At 39.9% G+C, this 18,217-nt stretch carries 15 protein-coding genes and 8 pseudogenes; 11 read left to right on the plus strand and 12 right to left on the minus strand.

What is annotated here, in order from left to right; translation table 11 throughout:
- The first annotated feature begins 32 nt into the window (after positions 1-32).
- Together KUH03_RS14395 and KUH03_RS14400 are read left to right on the plus strand one after the other, a co-directional pair.
- Positions 33-1,340, plus strand: a complete 1,308-nt coding sequence (locus tag KUH03_RS14395) for a beta-N-acetylhexosaminidase (protein WP_257094340.1) — start codon at positions 33-35, stop codon at positions 1,338-1,340.
- 169 nt (positions 1,341-1,509) lie between these two features.
- Positions 1,510-1,985 (plus strand): annotated as a pseudogene (locus KUH03_RS14400) (GAF domain-containing protein).
- Positions 1,986-2,148: 163 nt separating this feature from the next.
- On the opposite strand, the gene KUH03_RS14405 reads toward KUH03_RS14400, so the two are convergent.
- The 12 genes and pseudogenes from KUH03_RS14405 to KUH03_RS14460 all read right to left on the minus strand — a co-directional run bounded on the left by KUH03_RS14405 (position 2,149) and on the right by KUH03_RS14460 (position 12,093).
- Positions 2,149-2,685, minus strand: coding sequence for a WD40 repeat domain-containing protein (locus KUH03_RS14405; RefSeq protein ID WP_257094342.1), 537 nt, complete (start codon positions 2,683-2,685; stop codon positions 2,149-2,151).
- Positions 2,686-2,741: 56 nt separating this feature from the next.
- Entirely contained in the window at positions 2,742-2,891 is a 150-nt protein-coding gene (locus KUH03_RS14410) for a hypothetical protein (protein ID WP_257094344.1), read from the minus strand.
- A complete protein-coding gene (locus KUH03_RS14415; protein ID WP_257094346.1) occupies positions 2,888-3,079 on the minus strand; it encodes a WD40 repeat domain-containing protein in 192 nt (63 codons plus the stop codon). The genes KUH03_RS14410 and KUH03_RS14415 overlap by 4 nt, the downstream gene beginning before the upstream one ends.
- A gap of 489 nt (positions 3,080-3,568) precedes the next feature.
- Positions 3,569-4,153, minus strand: coding sequence for a bifunctional phosphoribosyl-AMP cyclohydrolase/phosphoribosyl-ATP diphosphatase HisIE (gene hisIE / locus KUH03_RS14420; protein ID WP_120261425.1), 585 nt, complete (start codon positions 4,151-4,153; stop codon positions 3,569-3,571).
- A 112-nt stretch (positions 4,154-4,265) separates the two neighbouring features.
- Positions 4,266-5,017: pseudogene (gene hisF, locus KUH03_RS14425) on the minus strand (imidazole glycerol phosphate synthase subunit HisF).
- A gap of 1 nt (position 5,018) precedes the next feature.
- A pseudogene (locus KUH03_RS14430) lies at positions 5,019-5,771 on the minus strand (HisA/HisF-related TIM barrel protein).
- A gap of 12 nt (positions 5,772-5,783) precedes the next feature.
- Positions 5,784-6,382 (minus strand): annotated as a pseudogene (gene hisH / locus KUH03_RS14435) (imidazole glycerol phosphate synthase subunit HisH).
- Positions 6,383-6,505: 123 nt separating this feature from the next.
- Positions 6,506-7,644, minus strand: a pseudogene (gene hisB / locus KUH03_RS14440) (bifunctional histidinol-phosphatase/imidazoleglycerol-phosphate dehydratase HisB).
- Positions 7,645-7,648: 4 nt separating this feature from the next.
- Positions 7,649-8,707 carry a histidinol-phosphate transaminase gene (gene hisC, locus KUH03_RS14445; RefSeq protein ID WP_120261420.1) on the minus strand — a complete coding sequence of 353 codons (1,059 nt, stop codon included), beginning with the start codon at positions 8,705-8,707 and terminating at the stop codon, positions 7,649-7,651.
- A 110-nt stretch (positions 8,708-8,817) separates the two neighbouring features.
- Entirely contained in the window at positions 8,818-10,008 is a 1,191-nt protein-coding gene (locus tag KUH03_RS14450; RefSeq protein WP_306429581.1) for a ribonuclease Z, read from the minus strand.
- 134 nt (positions 10,009-10,142) lie between these two features.
- Positions 10,143-11,092: pseudogene (locus KUH03_RS14455) on the minus strand (phosphoribosylaminoimidazolesuccinocarboxamide synthase).
- Positions 11,093-11,127: 35 nt separating this feature from the next.
- The gene (locus KUH03_RS14460; RefSeq protein WP_257094348.1) at positions 11,128-12,093 is read right to left on the minus strand and encodes a PhoH family protein; all 966 of its coding nucleotides are present in this window, start codon (positions 12,091-12,093) and stop codon (positions 11,128-11,130) included.
- Positions 12,094-12,514: 421 nt separating this feature from the next.
- Between KUH03_RS14460 and KUH03_RS14465 the strand changes: the two are divergent.
- The 9 genes and pseudogenes from KUH03_RS14465 (at position 12,515) to KUH03_RS45925 (ending at position 17,963) form a co-directional block, all read left to right on the plus strand.
- Positions 12,515-13,302: pseudogene (locus tag KUH03_RS14465) on the plus strand (S-adenosyl-l-methionine hydroxide adenosyltransferase family protein).
- Between the two features lie 176 nt (positions 13,303-13,478).
- Positions 13,479-13,775, plus strand: coding sequence for a hypothetical protein (locus tag KUH03_RS14470; RefSeq protein ID WP_257094350.1), 297 nt, complete (start codon positions 13,479-13,481; stop codon positions 13,773-13,775).
- Between the two features lie 29 nt (positions 13,776-13,804).
- A complete protein-coding gene (locus KUH03_RS14475) occupies positions 13,805-14,029 on the plus strand; it encodes a hypothetical protein (protein ID WP_257094352.1) in 225 nt (74 codons plus the stop codon).
- A 171-nt stretch (positions 14,030-14,200) separates the two neighbouring features.
- Positions 14,201-15,049: an ABC transporter transmembrane domain-containing protein gene (locus KUH03_RS45915; protein ID WP_306429582.1), complete on the plus strand. Its 849-nt coding sequence runs from the start codon at positions 14,201-14,203 to the stop codon at positions 15,047-15,049.
- A 23-nt stretch (positions 15,050-15,072) separates the two neighbouring features.
- Complete coding sequence (locus KUH03_RS45920) at positions 15,073-16,035, plus strand: ABC transporter ATP-binding protein (protein WP_306429583.1); 963 nt, start codon at positions 15,073-15,075, stop codon at positions 16,033-16,035.
- Positions 16,036-16,343: 308 nt separating this feature from the next.
- Entirely contained in the window at positions 16,344-16,532 is a 189-nt protein-coding gene (locus tag KUH03_RS14485; protein ID WP_257094353.1) for a hypothetical protein, read from the plus strand.
- Positions 16,533-16,607: 75 nt separating this feature from the next.
- Positions 16,608-17,266, plus strand: a pseudogene (locus KUH03_RS14490) (heme exporter protein CcmB).
- Entirely contained in the window at positions 17,254-17,787 is a 534-nt protein-coding gene (gene ccsA, locus KUH03_RS14495) for a cytochrome c biogenesis protein CcsA (RefSeq protein ID WP_306429584.1), read from the plus strand. Before KUH03_RS14490 ends, ccsA begins: the two are co-directional and overlap by 13 nt.
- On the plus strand, positions 17,784-17,963 hold the full coding sequence (locus tag KUH03_RS45925) for a hypothetical protein (protein ID WP_306429585.1): 180 nt from the start codon (positions 17,784-17,786) through the stop codon (positions 17,961-17,963). The genes ccsA and KUH03_RS45925 overlap by 4 nt, the downstream gene beginning before the upstream one ends.
- The last annotated feature ends 254 nt before the right edge of the window (positions 17,964-18,217 follow it).

Here is an 18,217-nt window from a genome sequence, read left to right on the forward strand (position 1 = left end):
AGAAGTACATTGACATTCTAGCTTCTTACAAATTGAATACTTTTCACTGGCACCTGACGGATGATCAAGGATGGCGCATTGAAATTAAATCACACCCGAAGCTAACACAGATCGGTGGCTATCGCAATCAAACGCTTTTAGGTAACTATAAAACTGATGGTGACTATGATAACACGCCTTATGGCGGTTTCTACACCCAGGACCAGATCAAAGAAGTCGTGGCTTACGCTAAATCTAAGTATGTTACCGTCATCCCTGAAATCGAGATGCCCGGCCATGCTTTGGCAGCACTTTCAGCTTACCCAGAGCTAGGTTGTGGGGATAAACCGGGACCGTATACCGCAGCACAGACCTGGGGAGTATTTGATGATGTATTCTGTGCCGGAAAGGAAGAAACATTTAAGCTATTGGAAGATGTAATCGACGAAGTAATCCCATTATTCCCTAGCGAATATATTCATATCGGTGGCGATGAATGTCCTAAAACAAGATGGAAGACATGTCCGCATTGTCAAAAAAGAATCAAGGATAACAATCTTAAAGATGAGCATGAATTACAGAGCTATTTTATTCAACGTATGGAAAAATACATCAATAGTAAAGGTAAACGTATCATCGGATGGGATGAGATCTTAGAGGGCGGTTTAGCACCAAATGCGACTGTTATGAGCTGGAGAGGTGACCAAGGAGCTATCGATGCTGCAAACCAAGGCCATGACGTCATCATCACGGCAAATAGCTATGGTCTATACTTTGATCACAAACAAGGAGCTGATCAAAATAGGGAGCCATTGAGTATCGGAGGTCTTTCGACATTGGCTAAGGTATACTCTTCTGATCCTATGCCTAGCAAAATCTCTGAAAACAACAAGAAACATGTCTTGGGTGTTCAAGCAAATATCTGGACGGAATATATCGGTTCTTCCAACAAAGTAGAGTTTACCATCTTACCGCGTGTGTTGGCTTTATCTGAGATTGCCTGGACACAACCGGAAAAGAAAAACTGGAAGAATTTCTCCGAGCAACGTGCGGCACGTCAACTGGCAAAGCTAGATCAGACCAATACATTCTACCGCGTACCTGAGGCTTATGGTATCTCCGATACAACGGTATACGCTTCAGAATATACCATCCGTGGTTTGAAACCATCAGTGGAAGGTGCCAAAATCTATTATACACTAGATAACTACGATCCTTCGGAATTAGATCTAGAGTATACAGGTCCGGTTAAAGTGACTGTTCCAAATAGTAAAGAACGTGTATTCAAAGCGGTCGTTATTACTCCTTCTGGAAAAAGAAGCAATTACATCCGGGTAAACATTATCAATACAAAGAAATAAAATAATATACCCCATGCGAAAGCGCTAATATTCTGTTAACTTTGAGCAGATATTAGCGCTTTTTTCTGAACCACCTGTTCTTTCGGGGGCAGAAAGCACCTTCAGTTGATTTTCTTTGCTGTGGGTGTTGTGAAAGCGTCTATTTCTACAAGAATTTAAAAGAATTTTTATGGCTGAGGATTTACAAATTGCCAAAGGCAGCAAAGAGGAACAATATCAGAATTTACTTCCGCAGATAGGTGGATTGTTACAGGGAGAAAATAATCAGGTTGCAAACCTTGCCAATATCGCAGCAGCGTTAAAGGAGCAGTTTAATTTCTTTTGGGTGGGTTTTTATCTTGTAGACAGTACTGAAGAGCTTGTTCTCGGCCCCTTCCAAGGTCCTGTTGCCTGTACACGCATAAAAAAAGGGCGTGGTGTATGCGGTGGAGCCTGGGCACAGGAGAAAACACTCATTGTACCCGATGTAGAGCTGTTTCCCGGACATATCGCCTGTAGTTCTCTGTCACGCTCTGAAATCGTATTGCCCGTATATAATCAGGGGAAATTATAGGTGTTCTCGATGTGGACAGCAGTGAACTGGACAGCTTCGATGAAATTGACGAAAAATACCTTACCCAAATCTTGAAGTTATTGGACAATTAGTGTCTAGATAACGATAGCAATATGTCTATCGTTCAAACATACAAATCAAAGGTCAGCGTTAGTCCCTGTTAAAAAAACAATGTGATAAAATCCTAACGTCTCAGAATTGGACACTATATCCTCATGTTTTATGGGAGCTTCCGTAGATTATTCTTCGAATATTTTACTGTTGAAATTCCCATATCTTGACTAATTTATCATCACTAACGCTAAAGAAATACCGACCATCGTCAGACCAGACTCCTGCATTGACAGATAGGTGATGACCATCTTGCATTTTGTCACGGCTCATATTCTTCAACAAAGCAAAATCCGCGTTAGACCAAAACTTCACTGACTTATCCCGGCTTACCGTGGCGAAAAATGGTTCAACTGGATGTGGATAGATTCCATATACAGTAAACAAGTGTGGGACAAATGAAAAGTTATTACTCAACTGACCAACTTCGGAAATAATGAGTTGAGCATCACGTCCACCGCTTAACAGTCTATTTTGAAGAAAAGCTAACGAAGTTGTGGGCATGGTATGGAGCTGCATACGCTCAATGACATGAAAGTCTTCACTATCCAGTAAATATACCCAGCCATCTTTATCACCCAATGCAATTCTGTTTGAGTTTTCATCAACGGCAATACTCCGAACAGTCGTTTGGGATAGCTGTAACTCATAAATACTTTTATATGTTGCGAGATCGATCACATAGAGTCGTCCTTCCTCCCCTACAGCCAGCAGCTCATTTTTTTGTTTGACAAACGCTAGAGCAAAGATGGCTTTTTACCCAATTGTAAACTCGCGACAAGTTTTTGTTCTTGCACATCCACAAAAAGTAGTTTCCCCTCACGTAGTGCAATCGCTAAGATCGCTGTGCCTGGGATTAGTTTTAAAGCATACACAGAGGAAGTCACTGCACAAAGGATACGTTTAAAGCTATTTTTTCGATATCCCATTCAACCACGCCCTTGTCATTGCCACCTGTAAAGAATGTATGCGGATCGTATCCTTTTTCTACACAAAAAATAGGATTTTGATGTCCGGGTAATGTCGCTCTTAATTTAATATCCATAGTAATATCTTCAAGTTCTCCAGATGACATTTGGAGAGGTCATTCTTGATCAATCTTCTTCCAATTGACCGTCCACTTCTCATTGAACTGTTCTTTGCTTCGTTTCACTCACTCACTCACTCACTCACTCACTCACTCACTCACTCACTCACTCACTCACTCACTCACTCACTCACTCACTCACTCACTCACTCACTCACTCACTCACTCACAATAAAAGCGCAGAAAATAATAAAACCTTCATGCTTTCAAACAAGCACCAACAGCTATGAAAATAGTCTGAAGGTTCTTTCTCCTCAATAAACCGAATGTAGCGAGCTCATTGATACCTTATGAAAAAATACGGATCAATAAAAAACAGGCAATTCAAAAAAGAAGTGCAGTATATCTACAAATATACTGCACTTCCAAGACTATTTTGTCATATTAGGTTAAAGCCTCGTTCCGATCCCTAGATCCAATCAAATTTATTCAAGCATATTCAGGGTCGATAGCAGAAGCTTTCTTTGAAAAACAGCGCTATTGGTGTCTGCTTTCAAGATTTTTAGCAATTGTTTCCAACGAAAAGCCTTTTTCACGCAACAATACGATCAAATGGAACAATAGATCGGAAGTCTCATTGATAAAGTCGGTCTCCGTTTCCGTTAATGCTGCGATCACGGTTTCTACTGCTTCTTCACCTACTTTTTGAGCGATCTTATTAATTCCTCTGGAACGCAGACGATTGACATAGGATTCGTCGGAAGGATTTTCGTAACGATGATTTACAATACGTTCCAGCTCCAATATGAAATTTTGATTGAATTCCGTATTGAAACAGCTCCGACTTCCTGTATGACAAGTAGGTCCCATCGGATCAGCCTTGATCAATACAGTATCTTTATCGCAGTCGATATGAATACTCTTTACATTTAAAAAGTTACCACTCTCCTCTCCTTTGGTCCAGAGACGATTTTTGCTACGTGAGAAAAAAGTCACGCGCTTTTCCGTCTGTGTTTTTTGCCAAGCCTCTTCGTTCATATAACCCAGCATCAACACTTCTAGTGTTTGGGCATCCTGCACGATCACTGGAACAAGTCCGTCACTTTTTGCGAAATCTAACATTGTATTAGTATCTAGTATTTAGTATCTAGTATTGAGACTCTGGTAGTGCAAGCCGAAGGCTTACATACTATCTATTTTCTCCTCTTTTTATTCTTTATTCCTTGATCCACGACTACCGCACAACAATATCATTATGGCGTAAGGTTTGTTTAAGATCTGGAATCAATATTTCCCCATAATGGAATACAGAAGCTGCTAAGGCAGCATCCACATTGGCCTGTTGAAAGACATCGACAAAGTGTTGTTGATTTCCAGCACCACCGGATGCAATTAAAGGGATATGAATGCGATCGTTTACAGCTTTTAAAAATCCGTTATCAAACCCATTCTTCGTACCGTCGTGATCCATTGATGTCAGGAGAATTTCTCCGGCACCCCGTTCCTGCGCTTCCAGTATCCAATCCAGGGTATTGATCTCCGTCTTGATACGTCCACCACTCAGATGAACAAAATCTTGCCCTTCAATTGATCTAGTATCTACCGCAACCACAACAAACTGGGCACCAAAAGCCGCAGCCATTTGATTGATCAGTTCAGGGTTGCGCACAGCCGCAGAGTTGATGGATATCTTATCCGCCCCAGCATTTAACAGGATGTCGGCATCTTTAATTTCATTGATACCGCCACCGATTGTAAAAGGGATATTCACCTGACGAGCTACTGCCTTTACAAGATCGATTGTCGTCTTGCGCCCTTCATGCGTAGCCGCGATATCTAAAAAACAAGTTCATCCGCTCCTTGTTGGGAGTATTCGTAGGCTAGCTCAACAGGATCCCCAGCATCGCGCAAGTCTACAAAATTGACTCCTTTTACTGTACGTCCATCTTTAACATCCAAGCAAGGAATTATCCGTTTTGCCAGCATGTTAAAATCTGATTAATGATTTAAGGTTCCAATCCTTGACTTCATCGATGGTGATTCTATTCTCATAGATTGCCTTTCCTACGACTACTGATTCTACTCCGCCCAGTTCCTGAAGTTTTTGAATATCATCCATCGAACTGATACCACCGGAAGCAATCAGCTTAATGATCGGTGAATGGCTCAACAGTTTTTGATATAATTCTACACCTGCACCACCCAATTTACCATCTTTGCTAATATCGGTACATAGAAACCTAAAGAAACCCAGAACCAAGCATTTATCAATATACTCAATCAATTTAATCGGCGAACTCTCTAACCAACCTGAGTATTTGATCACTTCATCCAATACGTCAATTGCGATCACAATATGATCCGCATATTTCACTTTACCTTCATTTAAAGTCGCTAGTTCTTCCAAAAAGAAGGATTTGTAATCGCTTGCGTACCCACAATAACACGGTATACACCAGCATCTACCAATTCTTTTACTTTTTCAATGCTCCTTACCCCGCCACCATATTGGATTTTCATATCTGTCTTCTGAATAATATCGAACAAATATGCTTGGTTACTAAAATCACCTTTGGCGCCATTAAGGTCTATGATATGAACCAATTCAGTACCATTCGCACGATAGTTTTCTATCTGCGCTTCCAAACTAATATCATAAGTTGTAACGTCGTTGTAGTTACCCTCTCTTAAACGGACAACTTTTTTTGTCCAAAACGTCTATTGCTGGAATGATATACATAATCGAATATTTTTAGTCTATTTGAATAGTTGAAAAATTGAGCAGCAACTGCTCACCTGCTTTTCCGGACTTCTCCGGGTGAAATTGTACACCAAAGAAATTATCTCTGGAAATGGCAGCTGAAAATGGTGATCCATAGTCACATTTTGCGGCTGTAAACGTCGTATCATATTCAATATAATACGAATGCACAAAATAAAAATAAGTCTGATCTTCAATATTCGCAAATAAAGGATTATTTGCTTGTACCGAAACGCTATTCCAGCCCATATGAGGCACTTTGCCCGCTACTCCGGCATCAAAATGTAACGTTTTCAAAGGAAATAGCTCCAACATATCGGCATCCCCTTCTTCTGAATATTCAGTCAAAAGCTGCATGCCAACACAGATACCCAAAACAGGTTTACGCAGTTCTTTAATATAGGGTACTAATCCCGACTCACGCAATTTATGCATAGCTGCTCCCGCATGTCCTACTCCTGGAATAATAATACGATCGTAAAGATCGATCTCATCCGCAGTATTGATCATACCATAGGTCACCCCACCCGATCGAGTGCAGCAGTCAGGGAAAAGATATTCCCAGCGCCATAGTTAATAATTCCTATCATTTTTGAGATTTGAGTATTGAGATTTGAGTATTGAGACTTTGGCCTCACAAGCTTACGCATCATTCGGTCATCGTTAATCTTTACTCATTTATCCCATGGATTCTCTTTATTAATTAAACAAAACTACAAAACACCTTTTGTACTTGGCAGTTGCATATGATCTGCATCTCGTCGTACTGCTTTCTTAATAGATTTAGCAAAAGCCTTAAAAATTGCCTCGATCTTATGGTGCTCGTTATCCCCCTCGGCTTTGATATTTAGATTTGATTTGGAGGCATCAGAAAATGATTTAAAGAAATGGAAGAACATCTCCGTCGGCATATCACCTATTTTCTCACGTTTAAATTCAGCATCCCAAACAATCCAATTGCGTCCACCAAAATCCAGCGCAACCTGTGCCAGGCAATCATCCATTGGTAAGGTGTACGAGTAGCGTTCAATACCACGCTTGTCTCCCAATACCTTCAAAAACACTTCGCCCAAAGCAATCCCTGTATCTTCGATGGTATGGTGCTCATCGATATGAAGATCGCCTTTAGCTTTGATCGTTAAGTCCAATGCACCATGTCGGGCTATTTGATCCAACATATGGTCAAAGAAGGGCAATCCTGTTTCGATTTCCGATTTACCAGAGCCATCCAAGTTCAATTGAATAAAAATATCCGTTTCATTCGTTTTACGATGATGTTCGGCAGTACGTGTTCCCAATTTCAGAAATTCATAAACTGTTTTCCAGTCCATTGTTTCTAAAGCTACGACTGTAGGGTCAATGTCCACATTCTCCAATGCGCCCAATTGATCATTCGCCCGCAACCAGATAGCTTTCGCCCCAAGATTTTGAGCAAGCTTAACATCATTTACGCGGTCACCAATAACAAACGACTGACTTAAATCATATTTTGAAGCGTCAAAATATTCACCGAGCATGCCTATACCGGGTTTACGTGTATCCGCATTTTCGTGTGGGAAAGTCTTGTCAATATGTTCTTTGGCAAATACTACACCCTCTGCTGCAAACGTATCAATCACAAAATGATGGACAGGCCAGAAGTTTTCTTCCGGATGGGAAGATGTCCCTAGACCATCTTGGTTGGAAACCAAGATCAATTCAAAATCCAGTTCCTTCGCGATACGTGGCAGGTACTGTAAAGCACCGGGAAGAATTTTAATTTTGCAAAAGAATCAATTTGCTCATCTTCTGGTTCCAAAATTAATGTTCCGTCACGGTCTATAAACAGTACACGTTTTAAGTTATCAGGCATAGTATTATTTATTGATTTGATTAAGTTTTTCTAATAATGTCCGGTTCTCAGCAGGTGTCCCAACAGTAATTCGCAAGCAGCCTTCACAAAGTTCTACTTTAGAACGATCTCTGACGATGATCCCATATTGAACCAGATAATCGTAAACTTCTCTCGGCTGTTCCATCTTGACCAAGATAAAATTGGCATCAGAAGGAGTGATATACTGTACATAATCCAGTTCGAGGAGCTCGCGTACCAGTTTTTCACGCTCCGAAACAGTCTCTTTGATCCAGTCATTGACTTGATCTACATTATTCAAGGCCTCCAACACGATATCCTGTGTTGCTTGATTAATGTTATAAGGAGGTTTAATTTTATTATAAACTGCTATAATTTCTTTACTTGCAAATGCCATGCCCAACCGCAGCGCCGCAAGTCCCCATGCTTTAGATAAGGTCTGCAATACCACCAGGTTAGGATATTCAGCCAGTTCCTGTGTAAATGACTTCACAGCGGAAAAATTGATATAAGCTTCATCGACAACAACAAGTCCCTGAAAATTATTCAATACCGTTTCTATATCCTGACGACGGATAGAATTTCCCGTTGGATTATTTGGTGAACAGATAAAAATCAATTTGGTATGCGCATCTATCGCATTAGCGATACCATCCAAATCCAATTGATAGTCTGCTGTTAGGTTTACTTTCTTGAAGGCGACATCGTTGATATTTGCAGACACCTCATACATACCATAGGTAGGTGGAACTAAAATCACATTGTCCACACCGGGTGTACAAAATGCACGATATAAAATATCTATAGCCTCATCGCTTCCATTACCCAAAAAAATATTTTCTGCGGGTACACCTTTTATGTTTGAAAGTTTTGCTTTGACTTGATGTTGGAGTGGGTCTGGGTATCGGTTGTAATCATGGTTTAGTGGGGATCCAAAAGGATTTTCATTGGCATCAATCAATATGGATGCCTCCCCTTTAAATTCATCTCTAGCGGACGAATAAGGTACGAGCTTCTTGATATTTTCCCGTAGTAGGTTGTTTAAGTTGAATGGATTATCCATTATAAAAAAATTAGAGCCGTAAACTTAGATAAATTGTTTATCAAAAGCAATATAATAAGCAATTTAAAAAGCATTTGATCGTAGAAATGTGGTATAAAACGCACAAAAAACTAAACTGAAAACCATTTTCCTTCGATAGAAAGTTCGGTATCTGGGAATGCCGTTCGTGCCTCTTCCAATAAAGGGTTCAAATCCCGATAACGGGCGGAGTAATGTCCCAGCAATAATTTCTTTGCATGAGTTTCTTTTGCGATCTCCCCAGCCTCCAATGCTGTTGTATGGAAAGTTTCCTTCGCTCTGTCTACCATATCATGCAAGAACGTAGATTCATGATACATAAGATCAGCATGCTGAACATAAGGCAGATAGTCAGCTGTACGTACCGTATCCGAACAATATACGTAACTTCTGGATTTAGGCGCAGGTAAGCTCAATTGGTCGGCCGGATAAACATTCCCATTTTCGTCTACATAATCCATTCCTTTCTTTATGGCAGGATAATAGACTGTGGGAATATTGAGTGCCTGAACCACATCACCGAGTAAGGTGCGGGCTCGCGGTCCTTCATCGAAGCGAAAACCTGTACAGGCAATACGATGTGTTAAAGGGAATGTGCTTACTTTCATCGTTCGATTTTCAAAAATAACACCGGGCTCGTCGGGTGAAATCGGATGAAAAATAAGATTATAACGTAAGACTGTCTCAGAATGTAGAAATTGTATATCCAAAATCTCTTTTAAGGCAGCCGGGCCATATAGATGAAGATCACTTTTACGTCCGACCAGGTGCATCGAAGAGAGCAACCCCACCAAACCTAAGTAGTGATCTCCATGTAAGTGGCTAATAAAAATATGTCCTAAGCGATTGCTTTTAATTCCATATCGGCTGAGCTGCATCTGCGTACCCTCACCACAGTCTATTAAAAACAATTGCTCATTAAAGTTCAACACTTGGCTAGTCGGATGGCGATCAAACATCGGTGTCGCGGAACTATTTCCTAATATCAGAACTTCAAACTTCATATTAATCTTCAATTGTCCCCGGTATTCAGATTCCAATTCGTGCGCAAAGATTAAATCTTCAGCAACCTTAAGTGATGGCGCAATCTTTATCGATTTATCCAAGTGCGACACGCGAACCATATCCATTAATTTAGGACAAAGATTGACCAAAATAAATACGCCACCAACAGATTGACATAAACGGTGTGCCAGTATCCCCAAACGAATACCCACTTCATCCGTCTTTTGGACATGAATCATATCCAAAACAATATTGCGTTGACCAATCGTATTGCGCAACAAAAACTCCCCTTCAGTTTAGCTGCATTATCAGCATCTATCACTTCGACATGAGGCTCTATCACAATATAACGATCGTGCTTATCAATAGTGTACTTCATAAGTCTATTTCATTAGTTTGAGGATACAATGTACTAATAATTTAGCTCTTTTAGGGCTTTTGCCACATTTCTTTCTACACGTTCCAGTACATTTTCCTGATCAGGATAGACAAATTTTTCTCCAACAATATGTTCGTATAGTTCAATATAGCGTTCGGAAATTGAAGCAATAATTTCATCTGTCATCTCCGGAACCACTTGCCCATCCTTACCTTGAAAACCATTATCGATCAACCACTTCCGAACAAACTCTTTTGATAGTTGTTTTTGTGCCTCACCTTTTTCCTGACGTTCCTGATATCCATCTGCATAGAAGTAACGGGAAGAATCCGGTGTATGGATCTCATCAATCAAGACGATTTTGCCATCTTTTTTACCAAATTCATATTTGGTATCCACTAGGATCAATCCTCTTTGTGCTGCGATTTCAGTTCCGCGTTGAAACAATGCTTTGGTATATTTCTCCAATTGCACATAATCCTCTTCGCTTACAATACCTTTTTCAAAATATCTGTTCGAGAAATGTCTTCATCGTGACCTACGGCTGCTTTGGTCGTTGGAGTGATAATTGGCTCTGGCAATTTATCATTCTCTTTCAGTCCCTCAGGAAGAGACTCGCCACAGACTTCACGTTTACCAGCGGCATATTCGCGCCAAGCATGCCCAGATAAATAGCCACGGATTACCATTTCTACTTTAAACGGCTCACACATCTGACCGATAGTTACACTAGGATCTGGTACAGATACAACCCAATTGGGGATAATATCAGCTGTAGCCTTTAAAAATTTAGCTGCAATCTGATTTAACACCTGCCCTTTGTAAGGGATAGGCCGAGGAAGTACCACGTCAAATGCCGAAATACGGTCAGAAGCTACCATCGCCAAGTAAGTATCGGCAATCGTATACACATCACGTACCTTTCCTCTGTAAAAAGCTGTCTGGTTTTCGAAATTGAAATTTGTTTCTTTTATAGCGTTCATGTTCAAAGTAAAATTCTTATGTCAGTAGTTATTGATTAAATATCGCCGTATGCTTCCAAAATACGTCGCACCAATTTATGACGAACCACATCGCCGCCACTCAGGTGAATAATATCGATACCTTCAATATTTTCCAGCAAACGGATTGATGTCGAAAGTCCGGATTGATTCTTTTTGGGAAGATCGACCTGCGTCATATCACCTGTAACAATAAATTTTGCGGTAGGTCCCATACGAGTCAAAAACATCTTCAACTGCATATCCGTTGCATTTTGGGCTTCATCCAAAATAACGAAGCAGTTATCAAGCGTACGCCCCCGCATAAATGCCAATGGCGCAACCTCGATGGTACGGTTTTCTAAATATCCTTTTAGTTTTTCTGCTGGGATCATATCGTCAAGCGCATCATATAGTGGTCTCAAATAAGGATCAACCTTTTCTTTCAGATCCCCAGGTAAAAAACCCAAGTTTTCTCCAGCTTCTACAGCCGGCCTAGTCAAGATGATCCGTTTGATTTCCTTATTGCGAAGCGCTCTGACTGCCAGTGCTACAGCTGTATATGTTTTTCCTGTTCCTGCTGGGCCAATGGCAAATAAGATATCATTTTTGGAAATACTATCAACCATCCGTCGTTGGTTGGCCGTACGGGCCCGAACAATCACACCATTAGGTCCATAAACAATGGGTTCGGAACCAAATGCCGCATTCTTGGCCGCAATTTCCTTTTCCTGCTGTGCGGCTGAGCCTGCGCTCGCCCCTAGGAGATTTTCAAAATCCAATAGGGTAATGTTGTTGAATTTCTCTAGATGAGCCATAACTTCCTTAAACGATTGCTCAAATAGTTCCAATTCCTTCGCATCTCCCAGCACTTTCATTTCACTTCCACGAGCTACAATCCGCAATTTTGGGAATTGTTTCTTCAAATAATCAAAGTGCTCATTGTCTGCTCCCCATAATATGGGTAAATTCAGACCATCTAATGCAATTAGTAATTCGTTCAAATTTTATCCTATTTTAGAAATAATTAGATTGTAGCCATTACGCAATAGCTCCTGTACGTAATACCATTCAAAATTAACGTATTCTAATGAGAAAAAGGCCATCTAGCTGAGATTTTTGCAAAAAGAAAACCAAATTATTTTTTTAACGTTTCATACATAAGTTTCGCTTTTAAAAGTGGATCTTCAAGGTACACAGACCAATTCTTTACAGTAGAAATAAAAGCTATGTTTGTGTATATCAATTGAAAAAAGTTATATTCAAAATAAGTTCTTCAATTAACTTTACAAATCAGCTGATAAATAGTAATTTTGTCCTCTATTTGAATAGATTTTCAGGAACAGAATATGCAAAAGACAGGAGATCTATTTCTATTCATTCAAAAGGGAATTTGACAGCAATTCGGTCTACTTATAGATTATAATGGCAGTAATTACGTTAACGACAGATCTAGGACATAAAGATTTTTATCAAGCTGCGCTAAAGGGAGCCTTTTAACGCAGTTGTCTGATGTTAATATTGTCGATATCACCCACGAGATCCCAGCATTTAATATTCCGCGCGCAGCCTTTGTACTTGGCAATGCGTATCATTATTTCCCAAAAGGAACCGTACATATCATCGGCATCAATACCCTCTTTCATGAAGAATCCAAATATATCGGCATGAAATACAGGGATCATTATTTTGTTGGTGCAGACAATGGAATTTTCAGCTTACTGTTGAATGGAAATGAACCGCAGGAATTGTACGAGCTCAATTTGATGCAGGACCTGAGATACCTCCATTTTCCCCTTGCAGATATTCTTTCGAAATCTGCCTGTCATATTGCAAAAGGAGGCAAACTGAAAGATGTCGGCACTCCCATGCACCAACTGATCGAAAAAGTCACTTTACAACCGATCTTTGACAAAGACATGATCCGTGGCAATGTTATTTATGTGGACGCTTTTGGCAATGCCATTACCAATATTTCCAAAGATCTGTTCAATAAAGTCCAAAAGGGACGGAATTTTATCTTGTATTTCAAACGCAATGAAACAATCACCAATCTTTCTTGGCATTACAACGAAGTCGGTGAGGGTGAAAAATTGTGTCTTTTTGGTATCAGTAATTACTTAGAAATTGCCATCAACAAAGGCAATGCGAGCCAACTCTTGGGGCTTCACGATGACGATTCTAATGTCATTCGTATCGAATTTAAAGATTAATTTCATAAATTCATTCCTAGAAATAGTTTATTCACTTCAATCTGTCCCTAAACTACCCAACGGGGTTTTGGCAGTTTAACACTGAATTTTGCGCATCTGTCAGCCCCACTTTGCCTTTTGACAAATAGATGCGATTTCAGTAACGTTAATTTCAGATTGATTGTTCAAATTCAAGTATGAAATCTTTAAAATACACACTACTATCTTTTCTGTTATTGTTTAGTCTTGGGCTTCTAAATGCACAGGAAAATGCAGATTCCAGTGCTTTTGAGGTACAACGCAAACGTGTCAACAGCCTACTCGATGCACGGCAACAGAAGTTTGGCGCCTATGACACGAGCCTTACCCAGAAAACAGGCCTTTTTGGCCTATTCAAATCCAAAGGCGATATGCAAAAAAGTATCGATATCCTGAAGGATGTCGTGATCACGGACAATAACATTTTTTGGAGACACAGCAGCTGCTCAAAATAAAAGATTTCGAAAAGGACAAATTTCGACAGATGGCGACTGAATATGACAAACAGATCTCCGCTTATATGGGCACGATCAATAAGCTTCAAAACGAGAATGAGCGACTCCGGACCGAGTTGGACAAAACCGAAGGAAAGGGTCTAGCTGGTAATTTATGGTTTTACATCGCTTTGCTTGTCATTATTATCCTCGCAGTGTTATTGTACCGTAGTCATACACAAAAATCGACAGGCATCGGCAAAAATTCAGATTAGTTCGTTGGATCTCTCCGATCAATCGGTGACATGTACCAAGAAAACAGGTCAAAATATAACTTTAATTGATTAAAATAGGTAAAAAGCTAAAAAATTGACCAAAGTATGATAGCAAAATATTTTTAATCTCTTTACATTTGTCCTCGCAACAAAACATTGAAGTAGCGGATTATGGCAAGAGGTTTCAATAGTGGTAATAAACAAGAAGAAGATCTACCAAAACCAAAGTTAAATAAGGAGCTCCTATTACGGGCTTCGAAAATAATGACCTATTTAAGGCCTTATCGGGTTAAGTTTGGAATGGGCATGTTATTTCTGGCATTATCCAGTCTTTCTATGCTGACTTTCCCTGCACTATTGGGCGCTATGATTGATGCTGCTCAAGGTAAACAAACCTACACTTGGTTAACTCCGGAAGTTTATTACATCGGCGGGGTCGCTTTTGTTATCCTATCGTTCACCTCCATTGTTTCATTTTTTCGTATCCGTATCTTTGTGGAGATCGGAGAACGTGCTTTGGCAAAAATACGTAAAGACACCTATCATAAACTCATCTCTTTGCCAATCGAATTTTTCGCCAACCGCCGCGTTGGAGAATTAAACAGCAGGTTATCCGCAGATCTATCTCAGATCCAAGACACCCTGACGACCACATTGGCTGAAATTTTAAGACAATTGATCAGTCTTTGTTTTGGTGTATTTCTGTTGGTCTGGGTATCACCCAAATTGGCTTTGATGAATCTATGCATATTACCCGTTATTGTGGTTGCAGCCATTGTCTTTGGGAAATTCATTCGTGAATTATCCAGACAGGCTCAGGATAAGATGGCAGAATCAAATAGTATTGTTCAAGAAACATTATTAGGAATCAGCAATGTAAAAGCTTTCGTGAATGAATACTTTGAATTCAACCGCTACAGTAATCAGATGGACTCAGTTGTCAAATTAGCCGTCAAGGGAGCAACCTTCCGCGGGCCTTTGCCTCCTTTATCATATTCTGTATTTTCGGAGCTGTTATAGCCGTCATCTGGTATGGCGCGGCATTGGTATCTATCCACGAGATATCTGTTGGAGATTTAACGACTTATATCTTGTATTCTATGTTTGTCGCTGGGTCAATGGGTAGTTTGCCAGAATTATACTCGAACATCCAACGCTCGCTGGGAGCGAGTGAAAGGATCCTGGAAATTCTGGATGAGCCGCAGGAAGATATCAAGGTTGAACCGAGCTGCAAAGATATTCGTAAAAAGATCAGTGGAGACCTCAGCTTCAATCACGTAGCATTTGCCTACCCTAGCAGACCGGATATTGAAATCCTCAAAGACATTAACTTTACGGCTAATGCAGGCGATAAAATTGCCATAGTCGGCCCTAGTGGGACCGGTAAATCAACCATCGCATCTTTAATACTACAATTTTATACAAACAATAAAGGTGAGGTACTTTATGATGGCAAGCCCGCCTCAGACTTTGACCTCTGTGATATACGGAACCAAGTGGCCATTGTACCACAGGACGTTTTATTATTTGGCGGAACTATACGCGAGAATATCGCTTATGGTAAATTAGATGCCACCGAAACTGAAATAACTGAGGCCGCCCAACGTGCCAATGCACATCAATTTATATTAGGTTTTCCTGAAGGTTATGATACCATCGTCGGCGAACGCGGGGTAAAACTTTCTGGCGGACAACGTCAACGCATTGCTATCGCCCGTGCGCTACTCAAAGACCCTGCTATTCTGATCTTAGATGAAGCAACATCCTCTTTAGATTCAGAATCTGAACGTCAGGTTCAAGATGCCTTAGAGGAATTAATGCGTGGCCGTACGTCCGTTATTATTGCACACCGGCTTTCTACAATCGTCGATGCGGACAAAATCATTGTGGTCGAAAATGGGGTTGTTTCGGAGAGTGGAACTCATTTCGAATTACTACAGAAAGAAACTGGCCTCTATAGACACCTGTACACCTTGCAATCCAAACAGCAAAAGGTAGATATGTAAAATTTTGTTAATTATTGATTCTTTTTAAACAAATTGTCCCAGAGATTGTTCATTTGGTATCATACTTGATTATCATTTGAATACACAATAAAATAGAAGAATTATGAAAAATAAAAATGGATTAGTGGCATTTGCTTTGGTAGGATTGGCTGCAGGAGCTGCTGCATGGTATCTTTTAGGAACCGATGACGGAAAAAACAATTAGATCGTGCAAATGATGGCATCAAAAGCTTAACTAAATCATTGAAGGATCTTTCAAAAAAGAAGCTAGAAAAGCACAAAAGTTAGCAAATAGAGCTTCTGCTGAGTTGGACAACTTAAAATCAAAAGCTCAAGCTGCTTTCAGTAAAGCTTCAGATGATGCCGATGCATTGAAAAACAAAGCAAAAGAAGCCGGTAGAGAGGCTTTGGACCACGCAAACAATGCAGCTCAGAATTTAGCAAGTAAAATCGACAACACAACCGATGCTGCTAAATCAAAAATTTCTAATGCATAAGTAAAAAAACATTTTTTAAGAATTGATGGTTTAACCACCTCCTGTGGTTAAAATACATTTGTATCTTTGCGGAATATGACTTTACTGCAACAGGTAAAAACTTTGATTCTTAAAGACATTATTCTGGAATGGCGATCAAAATACGCCATCAACGGAATCCTACTATATGTCGTATCTACTGTATTTGTTTGTTATCAAGCATTCAAATCAGTAGATACAACAGTTTGGAATGCATTGTTTTGGATTATTATGTTATTCGCTTCAATCAATGCAATCAACAAGAGTTTTGTTCAAGAAAATCCCAACCGACAGCTCTATTACTATTCACTAGTTGACCCAAGGGCGATTATTCTCGCCAAAGTTATTTACAATATGTTATTGATGACCATCTTGGCGACAATCGCGTATTTCGTTTATTCAATCATATTCAAAAATCCACTGGGGATCCCACGCTATATTTCATTTCAGTCATTCTCGGTAGTATCAGTTTTGCCAGTGTATTTACCATGATTTCTGGCATAAGTTCCAAAGCTGGAAACAACAGTACGCTCATGGCTATTTTGAGTTTTCCGGCTATCATCCCCTTACTGATCGTATTGATCAAGCTCTCCCGCAATGCCATAGAAGGCCTGGAAAGGGCGGCAAGTACAAAAGAAATAATTGTATTACTCGCAATTAATGTAATCACGATCACTATTTCTTTATTGTTATTTCCGTACCTTTGGCGAGATTAAATTTTAGAATTGAAAACAAATTAAATTCAATTTACCATGAGAAAAAATGGTGGAAAATATTAGCTGTCCTGATTATCTGTGCAGTCATTATCAATGGCCTTCTGGGCCCTGTTCCCCGCCTATTTATCCTTCACGAAAGTATCCGAAACGTTTATTTCCATGTGCCGATGTGGTCTGCGATGATCGTGATGTACCTGATTTCAGTCATTTATAGCATCAAATACCTCAATACAGGAAAACAAGAATATGACCTAATGGCTATTGAAGCTGTTAATACAGGTATTACTTTTTGTTTTTTTGGTTTGGCAACAGGAATGTTGTGGGCAAATATTACCTGGGGTGAACCTTGGCCAAATGACCCCAAATTAAATGGTTCAGCAATAGCGACTTTAATGTATCTGGCCTACCTCGTACTCCGCAATGCGCTCGAAGAAGAGCAAAAAGGGCGAAAATATCTGCCGTCTACAATATCTTTGCTTTTCCGATCATTATTGTATTACTCTATATTCTGCCAAAAATGACAGATTCGCTTCACCCCGGAAGTGGTGGTAATGCTACTTTTGGCCAGCTACAAATGAGCAACGAGCTTCGTCCAACATTTTATGCCGCAATGATCGGATGGCCAATGATCGCTTTCTGGATCTGTTCACTCCGCTATAGAGTACGTTTATTGGAAAGAAAAGAACAGGAAAGCTAATCGTAATCATCAATAAGAATAAGAGGCAGGGTATTTTTCATGTCTTTGAGGATATTCACAGTCAACAACGAGCTTAGGCTCAATAAAAAAGGGGTTAAAATAGCAATCGCCAAAAAGTTCTCCAGCATAAATTAATACTGGATTTCATGCGGCGACAACATCGATAAAAAATAGAAGTCTGATAAAACCAAAGCGTAGATAATATTGGCAAACAATGCTTTTTATTTACGCAGGTCCTAATCAGCCATTAAAAG

Origin of the sequence: Sphingobacterium sp. E70, assembly GCF_019285695.1 — a bacterium.
Classification (GTDB): Bacteria; Bacteroidota; Bacteroidia; order Sphingobacteriales; family Sphingobacteriaceae; genus Sphingobacterium; species Sphingobacterium detergens.

What these genes read in the sequence shown, in the direction of transcription:
- KUH03_RS14415 (WP_257094346.1), bottom strand. Translation starts at nt 3,079, where the DNA reads ATGTCATCTGGAGAACTTGAAGATATTACTATGGATATTAAATTAAGA.
- hisIE (WP_120261425.1), bottom strand. Translation starts at nt 4,153, where the DNA reads ATGTTAGATTTCGCAAAAAGTGACGGACTTGTTCCAGTGATCGTGCAG.
- hisC (WP_120261420.1), bottom strand. Translation starts at nt 8,707, where the DNA reads ATGGATAATCCATTCAACTTAAACAACCTACTACGGGAAAATATCAAG.
- KUH03_RS14470 (WP_257094350.1), top strand. Translation starts at nt 13,479, where the DNA reads ATGAAATCTTTAAAATACACACTACTATCTTTTCTGTTATTGTTTAGT.
- KUH03_RS14475 (WP_257094352.1), top strand. Translation starts at nt 13,805, where the DNA reads ATGGCGACTGAATATGACAAACAGATCTCCGCTTATATGGGCACGATC.
- KUH03_RS45915 (WP_306429582.1), top strand. Translation starts at nt 14,201, where the DNA reads ATGGCAAGAGGTTTCAATAGTGGTAATAAACAAGAAGAAGATCTACCA.
- KUH03_RS45925 (WP_306429585.1), top strand. Translation starts at nt 17,784, where the DNA reads ATGACAGATTCGCTTCACCCCGGAAGTGGTGGTAATGCTACTTTTGGC.